The organism is Pseudomonas sp. LLC-1, from assembly GCF_002992185.1.
In the GTDB taxonomy this organism is placed as follows: Bacteria; Pseudomonadota; Gammaproteobacteria; order Pseudomonadales; family Pseudomonadaceae; genus Aquipseudomonas; species Aquipseudomonas monteilii.
The window spans coordinates 1-18,106 of record NZ_LUVY01000024.1; the positions used below are offsets into that span (position 1 = coordinate 1).

17 protein-coding genes are annotated in these 18,106 nt (G+C 63.1%); 10 read left to right on the forward strand and 7 right to left on the reverse strand.

The genetic code is table 11. The features are described from left to right. Nucleotides 1-33: 33 nt before the first annotated feature. The gene (locus tag A0O30_RS25535; RefSeq protein WP_105948541.1) at nt 34-516 is read right to left on the reverse strand and encodes an Lrp/AsnC family transcriptional regulator; all 483 of its coding nucleotides are present in this window, start codon (nt 514-516) and stop codon (nt 34-36) included. A gap of 123 nt (nt 517-639) precedes the next feature. Between A0O30_RS25535 and A0O30_RS25540 the strand changes: the two genes are divergently transcribed. From A0O30_RS25540 to A0O30_RS25555, 4 genes are all read left to right on the forward strand, one after another. Further along, nucleotides 640-1,671 (forward strand): histone deacetylase family protein, encoded by a 1,032-nt coding sequence (locus tag A0O30_RS25540; protein ID WP_105948542.1) that lies wholly within the window; start codon nt 640-642, stop codon nt 1,669-1,671. Between the two features lie 85 nt (nt 1,672-1,756). Next, nucleotides 1,757-3,163, forward strand: coding sequence for an amino acid permease (locus A0O30_RS25545; protein ID WP_105948543.1), 1,407 nt, complete (start codon nt 1,757-1,759; stop codon nt 3,161-3,163). Between the two features lie 272 nt (nt 3,164-3,435). Continuing rightward, nucleotides 3,436-4,668 (forward strand): ethanolamine utilization protein EutH, encoded by a 1,233-nt coding sequence (gene eutH / locus A0O30_RS25550; RefSeq protein WP_105948544.1) that lies wholly within the window; start codon nt 3,436-3,438, stop codon nt 4,666-4,668. Nucleotides 4,669-4,784: 116 nt separating this feature from the next. Continuing rightward, nucleotides 4,785-5,582 (forward strand): helix-turn-helix transcriptional regulator, encoded by a 798-nt coding sequence (locus A0O30_RS25555; RefSeq protein WP_105948545.1) that lies wholly within the window; start codon nt 4,785-4,787, stop codon nt 5,580-5,582. Nucleotides 5,583-5,727: 145 nt separating this feature from the next. Here the strand turns inward: A0O30_RS25555 and A0O30_RS25560 are convergent, their stop codons facing one another. From A0O30_RS25560 to catR, 3 genes are all read right to left on the reverse strand, one after another. Continuing rightward, entirely contained in the window at nt 5,728-6,999 is a 1,272-nt protein-coding gene (locus A0O30_RS25560; protein ID WP_104834566.1) for a D-arabinono-1,4-lactone oxidase, read from the reverse strand. A gap of 30 nt (nt 7,000-7,029) precedes the next feature. After that, nucleotides 7,030-7,797: an SDR family NAD(P)-dependent oxidoreductase gene (locus tag A0O30_RS25565; RefSeq protein ID WP_105948586.1), complete on the reverse strand. Its 768-nt coding sequence runs from the start codon at nt 7,795-7,797 to the stop codon at nt 7,030-7,032. A gap of 123 nt (nt 7,798-7,920) precedes the next feature. Further along, a complete protein-coding gene (catR, locus tag A0O30_RS25570; RefSeq protein ID WP_060497111.1) occupies nt 7,921-8,793 on the reverse strand; it encodes an HTH-type transcriptional regulator CatR in 873 nt (290 codons plus the stop codon). Between the two features lie 135 nt (nt 8,794-8,928). Between catR and A0O30_RS25575 the strand changes: the two genes are divergently transcribed. The 5 genes from A0O30_RS25575 to A0O30_RS25595 all read left to right on the forward strand — a co-directional run bounded on the left by A0O30_RS25575 (nt 8,929) and on the right by A0O30_RS25595 (nt 14,212). Next, the gene (locus A0O30_RS25575) at nt 8,929-10,050 is read left to right on the forward strand and encodes a muconate cycloisomerase family protein (protein ID WP_060497110.1); all 1,122 of its coding nucleotides are present in this window, start codon (nt 8,929-8,931) and stop codon (nt 10,048-10,050) included. Between the two features lie 21 nt (nt 10,051-10,071). Further along, complete coding sequence (gene catC, locus A0O30_RS25580; RefSeq protein WP_060497109.1) at nt 10,072-10,362, forward strand: muconolactone Delta-isomerase; 291 nt, start codon at nt 10,072-10,074, stop codon at nt 10,360-10,362. Nucleotides 10,363-10,405: 43 nt separating this feature from the next. Next, complete coding sequence (catA, locus tag A0O30_RS25585) at nt 10,406-11,341, forward strand: catechol 1,2-dioxygenase (RefSeq protein ID WP_105948546.1); 936 nt, start codon at nt 10,406-10,408, stop codon at nt 11,339-11,341. 116 nt (nt 11,342-11,457) lie between these two features. Beyond that, a complete protein-coding gene (locus tag A0O30_RS25590; protein ID WP_105948547.1) occupies nt 11,458-11,952 on the forward strand; it encodes a GNAT family N-acetyltransferase in 495 nt (164 codons plus the stop codon). A gap of 163 nt (nt 11,953-12,115) precedes the next feature. Continuing rightward, complete coding sequence (locus A0O30_RS25595; RefSeq protein ID WP_105948548.1) at nt 12,116-14,212, forward strand: bifunctional diguanylate cyclase/phosphodiesterase; 2,097 nt, start codon at nt 12,116-12,118, stop codon at nt 14,210-14,212. Between the two features lie 154 nt (nt 14,213-14,366). On the opposite strand, the gene A0O30_RS25605 is transcribed toward A0O30_RS25595, so the two are convergent. After that, a complete protein-coding gene (locus A0O30_RS25605; protein WP_105948550.1) occupies nt 14,367-15,191 on the reverse strand; it encodes an aldo/keto reductase in 825 nt (274 codons plus the stop codon). A 247-nt stretch (nt 15,192-15,438) separates the two neighbouring features. Here A0O30_RS25605 and A0O30_RS25610 point away from each other — a divergent pair, with 247 nt between their 5' ends. Further along, nucleotides 15,439-16,317: a DMT family transporter gene (locus tag A0O30_RS25610; RefSeq protein WP_060497105.1), complete on the forward strand. Its 879-nt coding sequence runs from the start codon at nt 15,439-15,441 to the stop codon at nt 16,315-16,317. Between the two features lie 106 nt (nt 16,318-16,423). Here the strand turns inward: A0O30_RS25610 and A0O30_RS25615 are convergent, their stop codons facing one another. Both A0O30_RS25615 and A0O30_RS25620 read right to left on the reverse strand, forming a co-directional pair. After that, nucleotides 16,424-17,101, reverse strand: coding sequence for a hypothetical protein (locus A0O30_RS25615; RefSeq protein WP_218274927.1), 678 nt, complete (start codon nt 17,099-17,101; stop codon nt 16,424-16,426). 25 nt (nt 17,102-17,126) lie between these two features. Next, nucleotides 17,127-18,032: a LysR family transcriptional regulator gene (locus A0O30_RS25620; RefSeq protein ID WP_105948551.1), complete on the reverse strand. Its 906-nt coding sequence runs from the start codon at nt 18,030-18,032 to the stop codon at nt 17,127-17,129. Nucleotides 18,033-18,106 lie beyond the last annotated feature (74 nt).

Here is an 18,106-nt window from a genome sequence, read left to right on the forward strand (position 1 = left end):
CCCACAAAAGTCAAAAGCATATCGGGTAAGCCTTCATGCCACCGGTATCCGGGAAACTGCCTTCACTTCCCTTAACGCCAAACTCGACTGGATCGAGGCAATCCCCGGCTGCCTGCGCAACACCTCTTCCACAAACCGCCCATAACTCTCCAGATCAGTCGCCAAAACCGTCAGTACATAGTCAGCCTCGCCGGTCACCTTGTGGCACGACAACACCTGCGGCAGCTTCAGAATCACCTGCTCGAACTCATCCGGCGCTTCGGCCGAGTGGTTACCAAAACGCACCTGGGCAAACGCCATCACGTCGTAGCCCAGCTTCCGGCGGTCAAGGTTGGCCTGGTAGTCCTTGATGATGCCCAGCTCTTCCAGGCGTTTGCGTCGGCGCCAGCAAGGCGTCACGGTCATCGACAGGCGCTCGCCCAGCGCAGCACTCGACAGGGTGCCGTCTTCCTGTAAAAGACGCAGCAGCTCGCGGTCGGTGTCGTCCAGTTGTTCAATGGCAAAAGCTTTGCTCATAACAGGCTGACTCTGTGAATACTTTGCTCAATCATCGGGTGCGAATGAGCATAAAGCAAAGCATTTTCAGCGTGCTCTCGCGAAAATTGGTTATCCGGTAACCCCTTGAAAAAGGACATTCGCGTGCTGACAGTCTTTAGCAACAACCACCGCTTGCACCACGGCTCGGAACTCAAGGACGGCGCCATCACGCCCTCGTTCGAAAACCCCCGGCGCGCCGACACCGTGCTGGCCCGGGTGCACAGCACCGGCCTGGGCGATGTGATTGCCGAGCAATCCTTCGACCGCGCCTGCTATGTGGCGGCGCACAGCGAGCGCTACGTCACCTTCCTGGAAACCGCCTGGTCGGAATGGGCCGCCACCGGCAAGCGCCATGATGCACTGCCGCTGGTATGGCCGGTGCGTGACCTGGCCATCGACCGCGAACCCGGCTTCATCGACGGCAAGCTGGGTTTCTATGCCATGGACGCGGGTGCGCCGATCACGGCCGGCACCTGGGAGGCCGTGCGCAGCAGCGCCAACGTTGCCCTCACCGGCATGCAGCGCATCATCGACGGCGCCAACAGTGCCTTCGCCCTGTGCCGTCCACCGGGGCACCATGCGGCTCGCGAATACATGGGTGGCTATTGCTACCTGAACAACGCCGCCATCGCTGCAGAGCGCTGCCTCAGCCAGGGCGCCAGGCGTGTGGCGGTGCTGGACGTGGACTTCCACCATGGCAACGGCACACAGAACATCTTCTACGACCGCCCTGACGTGTTCTTCGCCTCCCTGCATGGCGACCCGCATGTGTCCTACCCGTACTTCTCCGGCTACGCCCATGAGCAGGGCGCAGGTGCGGGCGAGGGATTCAACGCCAACTACCCGATGGGTAAAGGCACGCGCTGGGCGCAGTACCAGCCAGCCCTGCAGGACGCGCTCAAGCGCATCGTCGCGCACAAGCCCGAATTCCTGGTGGTGTCGCTTGGTGTGGACACGTTCGAGGATGACCCGATCAGCCACTTCAAGCTCACCAGCGAAGACTTCCTGCGCATGGGCGCCGAGATCGCCAGTGCCGGCATCCCGACCCTGTTCGTGATGGAAGGCGGCTACATGGTCGACGAAATCGGCATCAATGCGGTGAACACCCTGCAAGGGTTCGAAAGCGCGCGCTGACCGGCACAACACCCCGTGGCCAGGCCCCGTGCAGGCCTGGCACGGCGTAGCACAACCTGCAGACCAACAATAACAAGAGGTCGCCATGCAAGACATGCCCGCAAGCCTTGAGCAAAGCAAACCGGTAACGCCCGACCGTGACGGGCACCTGCAACGCACACTGGAAAACCGCCACATCCAGCTGATTTCCATCGGCGGCGCCATCGGCACGGGCCTGTTCATGGGCTCGGGCAAGGTGATTGCGCTGTCCGGTACCTCGATCCTGCTGGTGTACGCCATTCTCGGGTTCTTCGTGTTCCTCGTCATGCGCGCCATGGGCGAGCTGCTGTTGTCCGACCTGCGCTTCAAGTCGTTTGCCGATATCGTCGCCCATTACCTGGGCCCGCGCGCCGGCTTCGTGCTGAGCTGGTCGTACTGGCTGAGCTGGAGTGTGGCGGTGGTGGGGGACGTGGTCGTAGTGGCCGGGTTCTTCCAGTACTGGTACCCGGACACGCCAGCCTGGGTGCCGGCGTTCTTCACCCTGTTCGTGCTGCTGGGGCTGAACATGCTGGCGGTCCGTATATTTGGTGAGGTGGAGTTCTGGTTCGGCATCATCAAGATCGTCGCCATCGTGCTACTCATCATCACGGCGGCGGTGATGATCGCCACGTCCTATACCTCGCCCAATGGTGTGGTGGCCTCGCTGTCCAATGTGGTCGCGCCGGGCGCCGTGTTGCCCCATGGCATCAGCGGTTTCTTCGCCGGGTTCCAGATTGCCGTGTTCTCGTTTGCCGGTACCGAGCTGATCGGCACCACGGCGGCAGAAGCGAAAAACCCGCAGCGCTCGCTGCCCAAGGCGATCAACACCATCCCGCTGCGCATCCTGCTGTTCTACATCCTGGCGCTGGTGTGCATCATCAGCGTGGTGTCGTGGGCAGAAGTGCCGGCCAACCGCAGCCCCTTCGTCGAACTGTTCCTGCTGGCGGGCTTCCCGGCGGCGGCAGGCATGATCAACTTCGTGGTGCTGACGTCGGCAGCGTCCTCGGCAAACAGTGGGGTCTATTCGGGGTGCCGGATGCTGTTCGGCCTGGCCGAGCGGCGTAACGCGCCGGCCGTGTTCGCCAGGCTTTCGGCACTCAGTGTGCCGGTATACAGCCTGGTGTTTTCCGGGGTGTGCATGGTGATCGGGCTGAGCCTGCTGTTCATCATTCCCGAGGTGATGACGGTGTTTACACTGATCTCGACGGTGTCGGCGATTCTGGTGATTTTCACCTGGTCGATGATCCTTGCGGCGTACCTTGCCTACCGCAAGCGCAACCCGGCCGCGCACCAGGCTTCGCAGTTCAAGCTGCCGGGCGGGGTGCCGATGGCGGTCACCAGCATGGTTTTTCTCGCCTTTGTGTTGGTGCTGTTGGCGTTGCAACCGGATACCCGGTTGGCGCTGTGCGTGATGCCGTTGTGGTTCGTGTTCCTGTTGGTGGCTTACCACCGTCGCACTCAACCACATATCTGAGCCGATCACATACCCTGTGGGAGCGGGCGAGCCCGCGAACACCGGCGTAGCCGGTGCCATGTACCGAGTCGCCTGCTTCGCGGGCATGCCCGCTCCCACAGGACCTGTGTCAGGCGAACAACTGCATATACCTCCCGGTATATGGACAGCCCATCACCTTGCCGCATAGCTTAACCCCTCGACGGGGCGCACCTTGCACACGCCATAACAACAACGATGCCCCGTGACCTTTCAGTCCTGCCAACCCGACAACTCTAAAAATGAGGCGGCAAATGGAAAGCATCGGCACCTATGTCATCTACGTCATCATGGTGTGCGCGGTATTGGGTGCGGTGGCATCCATTTATAATCCCGAGGGCGAGCTGGGCCAGGAGTTCATCGCCGGCCTGCACAGCATCGGCCCCATCTTCATCCCGGTAGCGGGCATCATGGCGGCGATCCCCTACATTTCGGCGGGCATCAGCCATGTGATCGCGCCGCTGTTCCTGGCCATCGGTGCCGACCCCGGCATTGCCGGCCCCATCTTCATCGCCTCGGACATGGGCGGCTATCAGCTGGCCAAGGCCTTGGCGCAAAGCCCCGAAGGCTGGATCCTGGGCCTGATTACCGGCTTTCAGTGCGGCGCCACGATCATCTTCGTCATCCCGGTGGGGCTGGCCATGTTGCGCAAGGTCGACCACAAGTACATGGCCCTGGGGATCATGGCCGGGCTGCTGACCATCCCGCTGAGCATCATGATCATCGCCATGGCCATGCAGGCCCTGGGCCTGAGCGTGCGCCCCGACATCGCCACCACTGGCGCCGCCACCCAGGCGCTGCACTTCACCTGGGCGATGCTGCTGCGCAACCTGATGCCGCTGATTTTGTTCTGTATCGCCCTGGCGGCGGCGTTGCGCTATTTCCCGACGCTGATGGTGTACCTGTTCCTCAAGCTCGGCCAGTTCATGTACATCGCCGTGGTGCTGGTGCTGGTGGCGTCCATCGTGCAGTACTTCACCGGCCTGTTCAGCCACCTGTTCGGCAGTTGGGGGTTCGCGCCAATCATTGCCGACGCCGACGACCAGTTCCGTGCCCTGGAAATAGCCGGCTACATCGGCCTGATGCTGTGCGGTGCGTTCCCCATGGTGCACCTGCTCAAGCGCTTCCTGGCGCGGCCGATCGAGCGGGTGGCCTCGCGCTTTTGCATGTCCGGTGTCGGTGCGGCCGGGGTGCTGGCGGCCTCGGCCAATATCCTGGCCATGTTCCGGCTGGTCAGCGAAATGCCGCCCAAGGACAAGGTGCTGGTGATCGCCTTTTCGGTGTGCGCCGCCTTTACCTTTGGCGACCACATGGCCTTCTCGGCCAACTTCCAGCCCTCGCTGATACTGCCGCTGATGATCGGCAAGCTCAGTGGTGGCTTGATCGCCATGCTGCTGGCCAGTTGGCTGGCGGTGCCCAAGGCGCAGGAGATGGGGCGCCAGGATGATGCCGCTGGTGCGTTCAAGGTAGCGGCCGAGCCGTCCTGAGCCAAAAACGTCATGCACATGATCCGGAGCGTCCAGGGCGCCCCGGATTTTGTGCTTTTTGCCAATCAAGCCGGTAAGGTCGCACAGGCCTTCCGTGCACGAGAGCGTGGTGAACAATGACAAAAGATGAGGCGAAGGGGCTGGCGGCGGTAATCGAGGCGATCGGCAGCGAGCGACTGGGGCCGGCGCTGGATGCCTGGCTGCGGAGCACGCTGGCGTTCGACATGAGTTGCGCTTACCTGTTCCAGTTCAACCAGCCTGCGCTGCTGGTGCATAACGGCTACAACCATTCGGTAACCGAGCGCACCCTGAATGCCTACGTGCGAGGCGGTTACCTGCTCGATCCTTTCTACGTTGCCTGCGTCAACGAGCATCCGGCCGGGGTGTGGCGCATGAGCGAGCTGGCGCCTGACTGCTTCTTCTCTTCGGGCTTTGCCATCTCCAAGGATATCCACCCTTGTGTGTCGTCCGACTACGGCACGGCGGTAGAAGAGGTGGGCTTCATCATGCCGTTGCGGCCCCAGGTGGCGATGGTCTATTCGCTGATGCGCAACCACGGCAGTGGCGATTTCAGTGCTGTTGAAATGGAGCTGCTGGCGGGCATGGCGCCACTGCTGGCGTCGGTGTTCGGTCAGCATTGCCGGTTGCGTTATGCCGATTGCCTGCGCGCTACGCCGGAGGGGGCGGTGTTGGAGGATGCCTTTGTCGAGATCCTGCAAGGGCAGTTGACCGAGACCCAGCGCCTGATCGCCAAGTTGCTGTTGCAGGGGCACAGCAATGCGTCGATTGCGCGGCAGCTGAGTATTTCCGATGGGACGGTGAAGGTGCACAAGCACAACATCTACCAGCGTCTGGAGATTTCCACCAACGCCGAGTTGTTCCGCCTGTTCATCGACTACCTGGCCAAGGCCTGATAAAGCAAAGGGCCGCTTTGCGGCCCATCGCCGGCAAGCCAGCTCCCACACCGACCGCACTGACCTCAAGCCAAGCGCCGTACCTGTGGGAGCTGGCTTGCCGGCGATGGGCTGCAACGCAGCCCCGGGATGTGAAAGCAGCAGGTTATTTGAACAGCGGGCTCAGGTGCTCGCTCAGGTAGATGCCCTGAGGGTCAAGCTGCCGGCGCAAATTACGGAAGTCCTCAGCCCGCGGGTAGATGGCACTCACATCCTCACCGGTCAGGAAGTGCAGCTTGCCCCAGTGCGGCCTGGCGCCATACGAGCGCAGAATCTGATCCACCGCCCGCAGGTAGTCCCAGTAATCGGTACCCGGTTGGCCAGACACCGAAATGGTCACGCTGTCCTGCTCGAAGAACGGGCTCATCCATGCGCCGTCACCGGCCGTGAAACGGTACTCGATGGGGTAGATGGCCTCGGGGAAGTCCTCCAGCATCAGCTTGCGCACTGCCCGCAGCGCTTCCTTGCTGTGTCGCAGTGGCACGGCGTATTCCAGTTCGTGGAAGTTGGGCAGGTACTCGATCGGGTACACATCCGAGCTGTATGCCACTTTCTCGAACTCGCTCTCCCAGGCCGGGCGGTCGGTAATGTCCATGACCTTCACTTCGCACACGTCGGTAGTGCGCCCGGTGGTGGAGGTGGCGGCAGTATCGGGCAGGCAATAGCAGTGGCGGCTTTGTTCGTAGGGGCACCAGAAGAAGCTGAAGTGGCGGTGCGTGCGCGCCAGCTCATCGTGCTTTTCCATCACGCTTTCGAAGTCTTCGCGCCAGATGCGCTCGTGCAGGTTGAAGCTGTCGGTTACCTGCAAGGTCAGTTCCGAAACGATGCCCAGCACGCCAAGAGAAACCCGGCCAGCCTGCAGCAGGTCGGGGGTGCTTTCGTCCACCACAAGGATTTCGCCATTAGGCTGCACCAGCTTCATGCCAACGATGGACGAAGCCAGGTTGCCCAAGGTAAGGCCGGTGCCGTGGGTGCCGGTGGTCAGGGCGCCGGCAATCGACTGGCTGTCGATGTCGCCCTGGTTGACCATCGACAAGCCCGCTGCACGCAGTGCCTTGCCAAAGGCATTGATGGTGGTGCCGGCGGCAGCGGTGACGCGCTTTTTCTCAGGGTCGATGTGGCGCACGCCACTCATGTTGGCCAGGCTCAGGTGCAGGCCATTGGTCAGCGCCACCGGGGTAAAGGAATGTCCGGAACCGGCCACGCGCACATTCATGCCATTGCTGCTGGCCTGGTTCACCATCGAACACAGTTCGTCTTCACTGGCTGGCGCCCCGCGTGCTGCACGGATGCAGGACTGGTTGCCGGCCCAGTTGCGCCAATGCGCGTGTTCCAGGCCAAATTCGTTGATGTGCATGTTGTTGGAAGAGGTGGTCACGTTGGTCTCTCCTGCTTGTTGTTCTTCTGCTCAGATGGCCGTGTAGCCGTTGTCGGCAAACAGGTGTGCGCCGTTGACGAAACTGGCGTCGTCACTGGCCAGGAACAAGGCTGCGCTGGCCACTTCCGAAGGCTCGCACAAGCGCCCCTGGGCGGCTGCAATGGCTTCTTCGCTCACATCCACGCCATGCCGGCGCAGCATGTCGATCTCGCGCAGGCCGTGGGCGGTGGCGATAAAGCCTGGGCAAATGGCGTTGGCGCGGATGCCCCGGTCACGGAACTCCACGGCGATGGCCCGGGCGAACATGTGCGTGGCGCCCTTGCTGGTGCAATACAGCACCTCCATGGGTGTGCCCACCACAGCCGAGATGGATGAGGTGCAGACGATGCTGCCGCCACCGGCGGCCAGCATGCCCGGCAGGACGGCGCGGGTGACCAGGAACATGCTTTTCACGTTCACTGCCATCACCCGGTCCCACTCTTCTTCGCTGGTGTCCAGAAAGGGCAGGGCGGCGAGGATGCCGGCGTGGTTCATCAGCACGGTAATGTGCCCGAAGGCTTGCTCTACAGCCGCCACTGCCGCCTTCACTTGCTGTGCGTCCGACACATCGGCCGCCGCGAAAATAACGTCGTGGCCTGCATCGCGCAGTGCCCGGGCTACCTCGGCGCCCTTGCTGCCTGGCAGGTCGACAATGCCCACCCGAGCCCCTTCAGCTGCAAACAGCTGCGATGCAGCCAGCCCGCAGCCCCCCGCGCCGCCAGTAATCAGCGCTACCTTGCCGTTGAGACGTCCCGCCATGTTCGACTCCCGTTGTTTGTTATTGATCTGTTCTTGCAGCCCGGGCGTTTCGCGATTCGCGTGGCGGAGCATGAAACAGAACAACGGGAACATCCATATACCGATGGGTATACGGGCGGCGGGCTAGTGGTTTTGCCGTTCGATCAACGTCAGGCACCGCTGCACGACCGGGCTCACATCACCCTTGCGGCGGCTGAGGATGATCGGGCTGACCGCGCCGCTATCCAGCAAACCGACATACTCGATATCGGTACGGTGCTGCTGTTGCACCGACGCCGGCACCAGGGTCACCCCCACGCCCACCGCCACCAGGCCGATGGCGGTTTGCAGTTCGTTGGCCCACTGGCTGACGCGGATGCTCATGCCGTGCTGGGCGAACAGCGCCAGTACGTGGTCGGCATAACTGGGTCGGGGGTTGGCCGGATAGAGGATGAAGGCCTCGCTCGCCAGCTGGGCAAGGCTAAGCGGGCTGCCCGCCAGCGGGTGGCCCTTGGGCAGCACGGCCACCAGCGGGTCCTCGCGCAATACCTGTTGCGCAATGGCCGCGTCATCGATGCGAATACGCCCGAAGGCGATGTCGATGCGCCCGCTCTTCAACGCTTCCACCTGCTGCAGCGTGGTCATCTCGCTCAGGCCCAGTTCCAGCTCGCTGTCCTGGCGCAGCTCGCGGATCAGCTCCGGCAGCACGTTGTACAGGGTCGAGGGGGCAAAGCCGATGCCCAGCCACTGGCGCTGGCCCTGGCCAATGCGCCGGGTGTTGTCGCTGATATTCTGCAATTGCTGCAACACGGTGCAGGTCTGCTCATAGAAGAAGCGACCCGCCTCGGTCAGCCGCAGCGGGCGTTCGCGCACCACCAGCAGGGTACCGAGCTGGTCCTCCAGTTGGCTGATCTGCCGGCTCAGTGGTGGCTGGGCAATGTGCAGCAGCTCGGCGGCGCGGGTGAAGTTGAGGGTTTCGGCCAGGACTTTGAAGTAACGCAGGTGGCGCAGCTCCACAAGACCTCCAGGGTATGGTGGGAGATTCATTTGATATTGGACGGTCATCAGGGTCTCGCGCAATCCTTGAACAAGCAAGTAAATGCACCATTCGGGATTGCCACTGGCAGCCCGACCTGACGGGACCTGGCTACAATGACAAGCGCGCTGATTGAACGCATAGAAGCAATTATCGTCGACCTGCCGACCATTCGCCCGCACAAGCTGGCAATGCACACCATGCAGCAACAGACCCTGGTGGTATTGCGCGTGCGCTGCAGCGATGGTGTGGAAGGTATCGGCGAGGCCACCACCATCGGCGGCCTGGCCTATGGCTACGAAAGCCCCGAGGGCATCAAGGCCAATATCGACGCGCACCTGGCCCCGGCGCTGATCGGCCTGGCGGCAGACAATATCAACGCCGCCATGCTCAAGCTGGACAAGCTGGCCAAGGGCAATACCTTTGCCAAATCGGGTATCGAAAGCGCGTTGCTCGACGCCCAGGGCAAGCGCCTGGGCCTGCCGGTCAGCGAACTGCTGGGCGGCCGTGTGCGTGACAGCCTGGAAGTGGCCTGGACCCTGGCCAGTGGCGACACCGCCCGCGACATCGCCGAAGCCCAGCACATGCTGGAAATTCGCCGTCACCGTGTGTTCAAGCTGAAGATCGGCGCCAACCCGGTGGAGCAGGACCTCAAGCACGTGGTGGCCATCAAGCGTGAGCTGGGCGACAGCGCCAGCGTGCGCGTCGACGTCAACCAGTACTGGGACGAATCCCAGGCCATTCGCGCCTGCCAGGTACTGGGCGACAACGGCATCGACCTGATCGAACAACCGATTTCACGCATCAACCGGGGTGGCCAGGTGCGCCTGAACCAGCGCAGCCCGGCACCGATCATGGCCGATGAATCGATTGAAAGCGTCGAGGACGCCTTCAGCCTGGCCGCCGATGGTGCGGCCAGCATCTTCGCGCTGAAGATCGCCAAGAACGGTGGCCCGCGTGCCGTGCTGCGTACTGCGCAAATCGCCGAGGCCGCCGGTATCGCCCTGTATGGCGGCACCATGCTCGAAGGTTCGATCGGCACGTTGGCGTCGGCCCACGCCTTCCTCACCCTGCGTCAACTCACCTGGGGCACCGAGCTGTTCGGCCCGCTGCTGCTGACCGAAGAAATCGTCAACGAGCCGCCGCAGTACCGCGACTTCCAGCTGCACATTCCCCGTACCCCAGGCCTGGGCCTGACCCTGGACGAACAGCGCCTGGCGCGTTTCGCCCGTCGCTGATCAGCAAACAAGGAGATAATCATGCTGTTCCACGTGAAGATGACCGTGAAACTGCCCGTCGACATGGACCCGGCCAAGGCCGCCCGGCTCAAGGCCGACGAAAAGGAACTGGCCCAGCGCCTGCAGCGCGAAGGTACCTGGCGCCACCTGTGGCGCATTGCCGGGCACTATGCCAACTACAGCGTGTTCGATGTGCCCAGCGTCGAGGCGCTGCACGATACCCTGATGCAACTGCCGCTGTTCCCGTACATGGACATCGAGGTGAACGGCCTGTGCCGGCACCCTTCGTCGATCCACAGCGACGACCGCTGATTCGCACCTGACTACCCGACAAGAACAATACGAGGTAAGCACGATGACCGTGAAAATTTCCCACACTGCCGATGTTCAAGCCTTCTTCAACAAGGTGGCTGGCCTGGACCATGCCGAGGGCAACCCACGCTTCAAGCAGATCATCCTGCGTGTCCTGCAGGACACCGCGCGCCTGGTCGAAGACCTGGAAATCACCGAAGACGAATTCTGGCACGCCATTGACTACCTCAACCGCCTGGGCGGCCGTAACGAGGCGGGCCTGCTGGCCGCAGGCCTGGGTATCGAGCACTTCCTCGACCTGCTGCAAGACGCCAAGGACGCCGAAGCCGGCCTGAGTGGCGGCACACCGCGCACCATCGAAGGCCCGCTGTACGTGGCCGGTGCCCCGCTGGCGCAAGGCGAAGCGCGCATGGACGACGGCACCGACCCGGGTGTTGTGATGTTCCTTCAGGGCCAGGTGTTCGATGCCGATGGCAAGCCGCTGGCCGGTGCCACCGTCGACCTCTGGCACGCCAACACCCAGGGCACTTATTCGTACTTCGATTCGACCCAGTCCGAATACAACCTGCGCCGCCGCATCATCACCGATGCCGAAGGCCGCTACCGTGCGCGCTCCATCGTGCCGTCGGGGTACGGCTGCGACCCGCAGGGCCCGACCCAGGAATGCCTGGACCTGCTCGGCCGCCACGGCCAGCGCCCGGCGCACGTGCACTTCTTCATCTCGGCGCCTGGGTACCGTCACCTGACCACGCAGATCAACTTCGAGGGCGACAAGTACCTGTGGGATGACTTCGCCTACGCCACCCGTGACGGGCTGATTGGCGAGCTGCGCTTTGTCGAAGATGCCGCTGCCGCGCGTGATCGCGGTGTTCAGGGCGAGCGCTTTGCCGAACTGGCGTTCGACTTCCACCTGCAGGCAGCTGCAGCGCCGGAGGCCGAAGCGCGCAGCCATCGGCCGCGTGCATTGCAGGAAGGCTGAGTTCTAGCCTGGATTCACAGTGTTTTGGCCTGGGCCTTTCCGTGCGGGGAGGGCCTGGGCTTTTTGCTGTCGGCCGCTTGTCATCTAGAATCGGCCTTTTACCCCGAGCCCGCACCATGCTCCCGATCGCATTGTTACCGACTACCGCCGACCAGGCCCCGCTGATCCGTAACCTCTACCAGTTCTATTCGTACGAGTCCTCCGACTGGGAGCAGGAAGACGTCGAAGTGGATGGCCGCTTCTACATCCACGACGAGCACCTGCAGCGCTACTGGCAGGACGACGGTTGGGGCGCCTACCTGGTGCTGGCGGACGGCTTCATCGCCGGTTTCGTACTGGTGGAACGCAGCGAGTTGCCGGGCATCGATGCCCTCGAACTGGCCGACCTGTTCATCCTGAAGAAATACCGCCGCCAGGGTATCGGCCAGGCGGTGGCGCTGCAGTTGCTGAGCGGCGAGGGCGACTGGTTGCTGCGCTGCTACGCACAGGATCCGCCAGCGGTGGCGTTCTGCAACGCTGTGCTGGCGAACCTGTCGCGCCCGGCACAGGCGATTGCCTTGGACGATGAGCCTGACTTGCTGAATTTCCTGGTGAGTGGCGCCCGCCATTGAGGCTTTATCCGTCTTCGTTCGTCCTTGAAGGGGAATAGCGAGATTTTTGTGAGCCACTTCACAAAATCGTCATGAGCGGCATAATGCCATCAACGCATTCCAAGACCCGGCCACAGCGTGTTGGGATCCCTTCTCATGCCCCTCGAGGGTTCAGGTAAAGTTCATGTCGCTAGCTGCAAACCCCGACATCATGTACCGGCTGTTGATCCAGAGCGTGGTGGACTACGCCATCTACCTGCTCACCCCCGAGGGTATTGTCGCCAACTGGAACCCCGGTGCCCAACGTGCCAAGGGCTACCATGCCGATGAAATTGTCGGCCAGCATTACTCGTTGTTTTACAGCGATGCCGAGCGTGCAGCCGGGCTGCCGGCGCTGAACCTGGAGCAAGCGCGCAGCACCGGGCGCTTTGAAGAAGTGGGTTCGCGCCTGCGTAAGGACGGCACTGCCTTTCACGCCCATGTGGTCATCGAAGCGGTGCACGACGATGCCGGGCAACTGGTGGGGTTCGCCAAGGTCACCCGTGACATTTCCGAGCGCCATCGCCAGGAGCAGGAGTTGTTGCAGGCCAAGGAACTGGCCGAGCAGTACAGCCAGGAAATGACCAAGCTGTCTCAGTTCCTGGATTCGGTGATTGCCAACATTCCTGCCAGCGTCATCGTCCAGGACCTGGAAAGCCAGCGCATCCTGTTGGCCAACCAGCAGGCCGAGCGCCTGTTCGGCGGGCCGGGGCGCAGCATGATCGGGCAGTTGCCTGGCGAGTGCCTGAGCCCGGCGGCGTCTGATTACCTTGAGCAGCAACTGGCCCGTGGTGCCCGTACTACCAAAGGCCACGCCGCCGAAACCCGGGTTGACACCGCCCGCGGCCCGCGCACCTTGCGCAGCCGTACCTTGCTCAGCCAGAACCGCGAGGGCCAGGCCGACTACGTGCTGTTCGTGGCCGAAGACGCCACTGAAGAGCTGGCCGCCCATGCGCAGATCCACCACATGGCACACCATGACGCGCTCACCGGGCTGCCCAACCGCACCCTGTTCCACGAGCGCCTGCGCCAGGCGCTTGTACGCGGAGACGAAAACGCCAAATTGACCGCCGCCCTGTGCCTGGATCTGGACAACTTCAAGAACATCAACGACTCGCTGGGCCATGCCTTTGGCGACAAGCTGCTGCGCGAGCTGGGCAAACGCCTGCGCCGCGAGTTGCGCGAGCACGACACCCTGGCCCGTCTGGGGGGTGACGAGTTTGCCGTGGTGCTGACCGGCCTGGATGGCCGGGATGCCGCGTGCAACACCGCGCAGCGGTTGATCAACGCCATCTGCCCGCCGTTCCAGATCGAGGGGCACCAGTTCACTGTGGGGGTGAGCATCGGCATTGCCATCGCCCCCGATGACCACGACCAGGCCGAGCAGCTGCTCGGTTATGCCGACATGGCGCTGTACGAGGCCAAGCGCAATGGCCGCAACCGCTACGAGTGTTTCGACGTAGAGCTGGACGTCGCGGCCCGCCAGCGCCGCCTGGTGGAAACCGACCTGCGTACCGCACTGCATCTGGGCCAGTTGCAGCTGCACTATCAGCCGGTGGTCGACCAGCAGACCAGCAGCGTTACCGGTTACGAGGCGTTGCTGCGCTGGGAGCACCCGACCCGTGGCATGGTCATGCCCATGGACTTCATCCCCATTGCCGAAGAAACCGGGCTGATCCACGAACTGGGCACGCGTGCACTGAACCTGGCTTGCCAGGAAGCGGCCAGTTGGGACAGCGAGCAGACCGTGTCGGTCAACCTGTCGGCGGTGCAGTTCAAAAATGGCAACCTTGTCCATATCGTCGCCCTGGCGCTGGCCGACTCCGGCCTGCCGCCGCAGCGGCTGGAGCTGGAAATTACCGAATCGGTACTGCTGGGCAACAGCGAGGAAAACGTGCGCACCTTGCGTGCGTTGAAAGACCTGGGTGTGTCCATTTCGCTGGATGACTTCGGGACCGGCTACTCATCGTTGGGGTACCTGCGGTCGTTCCCGTTCGACCGGATCAAGATCGACAAGTCGTTCGTGCACGACATGTGCGACAGCCGCGAAGCAATGTCGATCATTCGCGCCATCACCGACCTGTCCAACAGCCTGATGATCAAGACCACGGCCGAGGGGGTGGAGTCGGAAGAGCAGATGCGTCGGTTGGCGGCGGAAGGGTGTTCGCACTTTCAGGGTTACCTGTACGGGCGGCCGGCGCCGGCGAGCGAGCGGTTGAAGCAGGTCATTACGCCAGGCTGACGGCTTACGCGGTCGTACTCAAAATCTAAAAGCTTTTGCAGTCCTTGTGGGAGCGGGCGTGCCCGCGAACACCGGCGCAGCCGGTGCCAGCCACCGAGTTGATTTCTTCGCGGGCGCGCCCGCTCCCACAAGGCCCGTGTCGCGCTTATGAACTTCAGCTATTCCAATCCGGCGCAAACGGCGGGCTTACCACCCGCTGATCCTTCGGCAACCCGGCAATCGCCGCACGGTCTTCGTCATCCAGTTGCACGTCCAGCGCTGCCAGGTTGGCCAGTTGGTTTTCGCGGCTGCTGGCCTTGGGAATCGCTGCCACGCCATCCTGGTCCAGCAGCCACTTCAGCGCCACCTGGCTGGGCAGCACGCCGTGCTTGTGGGCAATCGCCTGGATCACCGGCTGCGCCGCCGCCTGGCCACGGGCCAGCGGGGTGTAGGCGGTGAGCAGCAGGTCATGGCGGCGCGCGTAATCAAGCAGCGGTTGCTGGTCGAGCAGCACGTGGTACTCCACCTGAATGGCCGACAACGGTGCGCCCAGGGTTTCCACCACCTGGCGCAGCAGCCCAAGCGGGAAGTTGGCCACGCCGATATGCCGCGCCTTGCCTTCGTCACGCAGTGCTACCAACGTTTCGATGCTGCGGGCCAGGTCCCAGTCCTGGCCGGGCCAGTGAATGTGGAACAGGTCGACGTGCTCGGTGCCCAGCGCGCGCAGGCTGTCTTCCAGTGACTGACGCATGGCCTTGGGTTCCAGGCGGTCCCACCACACCTTGGTGGTCAGGTGGATCTGCTCGCGTGGCACGTCGCTGTCGCGCAGGGCTTGGCCGACAGCCGCTTCGTTGTCGTAAGCGGTGGCGGTATCGATGTGCCGGTAACCCACGTCCAGCGCCTGGCGCACGGCCTGGGTGCACTCGATGCCGGTCATCGGCCAGGTGCCCAGGCCAATTGCGGGCAGGGCCAGGCCGTTACGGGTGGTGAGCCTTTGCATGTAAATTCCTTGTAGGGTGTGCAGGGGGCAGCGTCGATGGTCGACGATCAGCACGGCACGGACCATGCGCGCGGAGCACAAAGTGGTCGATCAGCGAACAGAAAATGCAGTGGGCCTGGACAAGCGGCAATTGAACTTCCTTATGCTGCGTCATCTCTTCTAGAATCCGAACTGTTGCACCCGCCAGGCCATGCCTGTGCGGCCTTCCCTGGGCGCTGCCTGCTGGCGCGCCGTCATCGAGAGAGCCATGAGTTCCAGCACACCGCTGTCCGGCGTCAACCAACCTCTGCGTGGCATCGCCCTCGTTGTGGTGGCGACGTTTCTGTTTGCCAGCCACGATGCCCTGTCCAAATTCCTCGGCGGCCTGTACCCGATCATCATGGTGGTGTGGGCACGCTATTTAGTGCATACGCTGCTGATGGCCGGCATCTTTCTGCCCAAGTCGGGTATGAACGTGCTACGCACCCGTCGGCCGCTGTTGCAGACGCTACGTGCCCTGAGCCTGCTCAGCACCAGCCTGTTGTTCACTACGGGCCTGCAATACCTGCCGCTGGCCGAGGCCACGGCAGTCAACTTCCTTGCCCCGGTGCTGGTCACCGCGTTGTCGGCACCGCTGCTGAAAGAGCGGGTGACGGTGGGGCAGTGGGTGGCGGTGGTGTTGGGCTTTATCGGCGTGCTGGTGGTGGTACACCCGGGGGGAGCAATGTTCACCCCTGCCATTCTGTACCCGTTCGGTTCGGCGCTGGGGTTCTGTTTCTACCAACTGCTGACGCGCATCCTGGCGGCGCACGACAGCCCGACCACCAGCAACTTCTATGCGGGGCTGTGCAACACCTTGGCGTTGAGTGCGCTGGTGCCATTCTTCTGGGAAATGCCGCGTTGGGACCATGCGTTGCTGATGCTGGCGTTGGGGGGCTTTGGCATGACGGCGCACCTGCTGCTGACCCAGGCCTTCCGCCATGCGGCGCCAGCGTTGCTGGCGCCGTTCAGCTACTGCCAGATCGTGTTTGCCGGGTTGCTCGGGTTCGTGATTTACAGCCAGGTGCCGGACACCTTGAGCCTGGTGGGCATTTCGGTGATTTGCCTCAGTGGGCTGGGGGCGGCGTGGATGCAGCGGCGTAAGTAAGAACCTGTACCGGCCCTATCGCCGGCAAGCCAGCTCCCACAGGTACTACACAGGCCTCGAAACCTGCGCAGTACTTGTGGGAGCTGGCTTGCCGGCGATGGGGCCCTTAAACGCGACCCTTCAATAACGCCAGCAACGAATCATCAAAGTCCCGCAGGGCATCTGTTTGCACCGCCCGCTCATCCTCGGCCACCCGCGCCACATCGCCCAGGCGCTTGCTCGCACGCCCTTCGGCACGGCCGATATAGGTCAGCTGATCATCGAAAAAACGCGCTAGCACGCGGCTCTCGATACCTGCACTGGCCAAACGGCTCTCAGTATCCAGCAGCACGATCACATCCGGGTGGTCGCCTAGCAGTGTGTCCAGATCGTCATAGAACGTCACTTCGGAGAACTGCTGTGCCAGTGAACGCGCCAGCCAGTCATAGGCCTGGCTTTCGCTGTTCAGGGTCGCCACCGGGACACGCTGGCCTGCTGCGGGTATGGCGCCCTGGGTACGGTGGCTGCTGAGATAGGCAAGGGTCGCCTCGGCATCCCGTCCCAGCAATACTGCCACTCGCTGGCCGGGGGCCAGGGCAACGTTGGAGATGGCCGTGGCCGAATAGAAGTGCCCGTAGGGCTGTGCGGTGTCCGTAGTGGCCGGGCTGGCACAACCGCCGAGGGCGGCCAGCAAGGCGAGCAGGGCAGCGATCATGCCGGATTTCATGGGGTGGTCCCTCAACGATTCAGTGAATGCCGCCATCTTCCGCCCGGGCTGGTCGCAACGGAACTTGATGGCATTCATGTTGGCTATCGATGAGGTCGATGTGTCACTGTGTGGCCATGAACTGCAGGATGCGCTCGCGCAGCCAGCGCTCGGCGGGGTCGTTGTCCTGGGCGCCGCTCCACACCATCGACAGCTCTGCCTCGGTGATATCGAACGGCGCCGGGTCGGCGCGCAAGCTGCCGTCGTCGGCCAGGGCGCAGGCGGCGTAGTCCGGCACCGTGGCGATCATCTCGGTATTGCGTAGCAGGGCACGCAGGCTGCCGAACTGCGGCACCGCCAGCACCACCTTGCGGCAACGGCCGATGCGCGCCAGGTCCAGGTCGATATTGCCGCTCATGTCGCCGGAGAACGACACCATCACATGCGGGCGGGCGCAGTATTCGTCGAGGGTCAGCGGGCCGGGGCGGTCGTCGGCGCGCAGCACCCGTACGCCGATGTTACGCAGCTTGCGGCGCTTGGCGGTGGCCGGCAGGTCGGTGGTGTAGCTCACACCGACCGAAATTTCACCGCTGGCCAGCAAGCCGGGCATCAGCAGGAAGTTGGCACGCCGTACCACCACGCTGATGTCCGGGGCCTCTTCGCGCAAGGCCTGCAGCAGGGCCGGGAACAGGCCGAATTCGGCATCGTCCGACAGGCCCAGGCGGAACACGTTGCAACTGCTGGCCGGGTCGAACTCGCGGGCGCGGCTGATGGCGGCGGAAATCACGTCCATGGCCGGGCCCAGCTCCCTGAAGATCTGCATGGCCCTTGGCGTGGGCTCCATGGCCCGGCCGCTACGGATCAGCAGCGGGTCGTCGAACAGCTCGCGCAGGCGGGCGAGGGCGGCGCTGACGGTGGACTGGGTGATGAACAGCTTTTCACCCACGCGGGTCAGGTTGCGTTCGATCATCAGGGCTTCGAACAGCACGAGCAGGTTCATGTCGACGCGGCGCAGGTCGTTGCGGTTCATTGGGCTCGGGTTCCGGGGGTAGAGGGCTTGGCGGTGTATTGAAGCATGGGGGCGGCCTGCTTGCCTTGTATGGA

What these genes read in the sequence shown, in the direction of transcription:
- catA (WP_105948546.1), top strand. Translation starts at nt 10,406, where the DNA reads ATGACCGTGAAAATTTCCCACACTGCCGATGTTCAAGCCTTCTTCAAC.
- A0O30_RS25545 (WP_105948543.1), top strand. Translation starts at nt 1,757, where the DNA reads ATGCAAGACATGCCCGCAAGCCTTGAGCAAAGCAAACCGGTAACGCCC.
- A0O30_RS25565 (WP_105948586.1), bottom strand. Translation starts at nt 7,797, where the DNA reads ATGGCGGGACGTCTCAACGGCAAGGTAGCGCTGATTACTGGCGGCGCG.
- catC (WP_060497109.1), top strand. Translation starts at nt 10,072, where the DNA reads ATGCTGTTCCACGTGAAGATGACCGTGAAACTGCCCGTCGACATGGAC.
- eutH (WP_105948544.1), top strand. Translation starts at nt 3,436, where the DNA reads ATGGAAAGCATCGGCACCTATGTCATCTACGTCATCATGGTGTGCGCG.
- A0O30_RS25575 (WP_060497110.1), top strand. Translation starts at nt 8,929, where the DNA reads ATGACAAGCGCGCTGATTGAACGCATAGAAGCAATTATCGTCGACCTG.
- A0O30_RS25620 (WP_105948551.1), bottom strand. Translation starts at nt 18,032, where the DNA reads ATGAACCGCAACGACCTGCGCCGCGTCGACATGAACCTGCTCGTGCTG.
- A0O30_RS25610 (WP_060497105.1), top strand. Translation starts at nt 15,439, where the DNA reads ATGAGTTCCAGCACACCGCTGTCCGGCGTCAACCAACCTCTGCGTGGC.
- A0O30_RS25535 (WP_105948541.1), bottom strand. Translation starts at nt 516, where the DNA reads ATGAGCAAAGCTTTTGCCATTGAACAACTGGACGACACCGACCGCGAG.
- A0O30_RS25615 (WP_218274927.1), bottom strand. Translation starts at nt 17,101, where the DNA reads ATGAATGCCATCAAGTTCCGTTGCGACCAGCCCGGGCGGAAGATGGCG.
- A0O30_RS25605 (WP_105948550.1), bottom strand. Translation starts at nt 15,191, where the DNA reads ATGCAAAGGCTCACCACCCGTAACGGCCTGGCCCTGCCCGCAATTGGC.
- A0O30_RS25555 (WP_105948545.1), top strand. Translation starts at nt 4,785, where the DNA reads ATGACAAAAGATGAGGCGAAGGGGCTGGCGGCGGTAATCGAGGCGATC.
- A0O30_RS25595 (WP_105948548.1), top strand. Translation starts at nt 12,116, where the DNA reads ATGTCGCTAGCTGCAAACCCCGACATCATGTACCGGCTGTTGATCCAG.
- A0O30_RS25590 (WP_105948547.1), top strand. Translation starts at nt 11,458, where the DNA reads ATGCTCCCGATCGCATTGTTACCGACTACCGCCGACCAGGCCCCGCTG.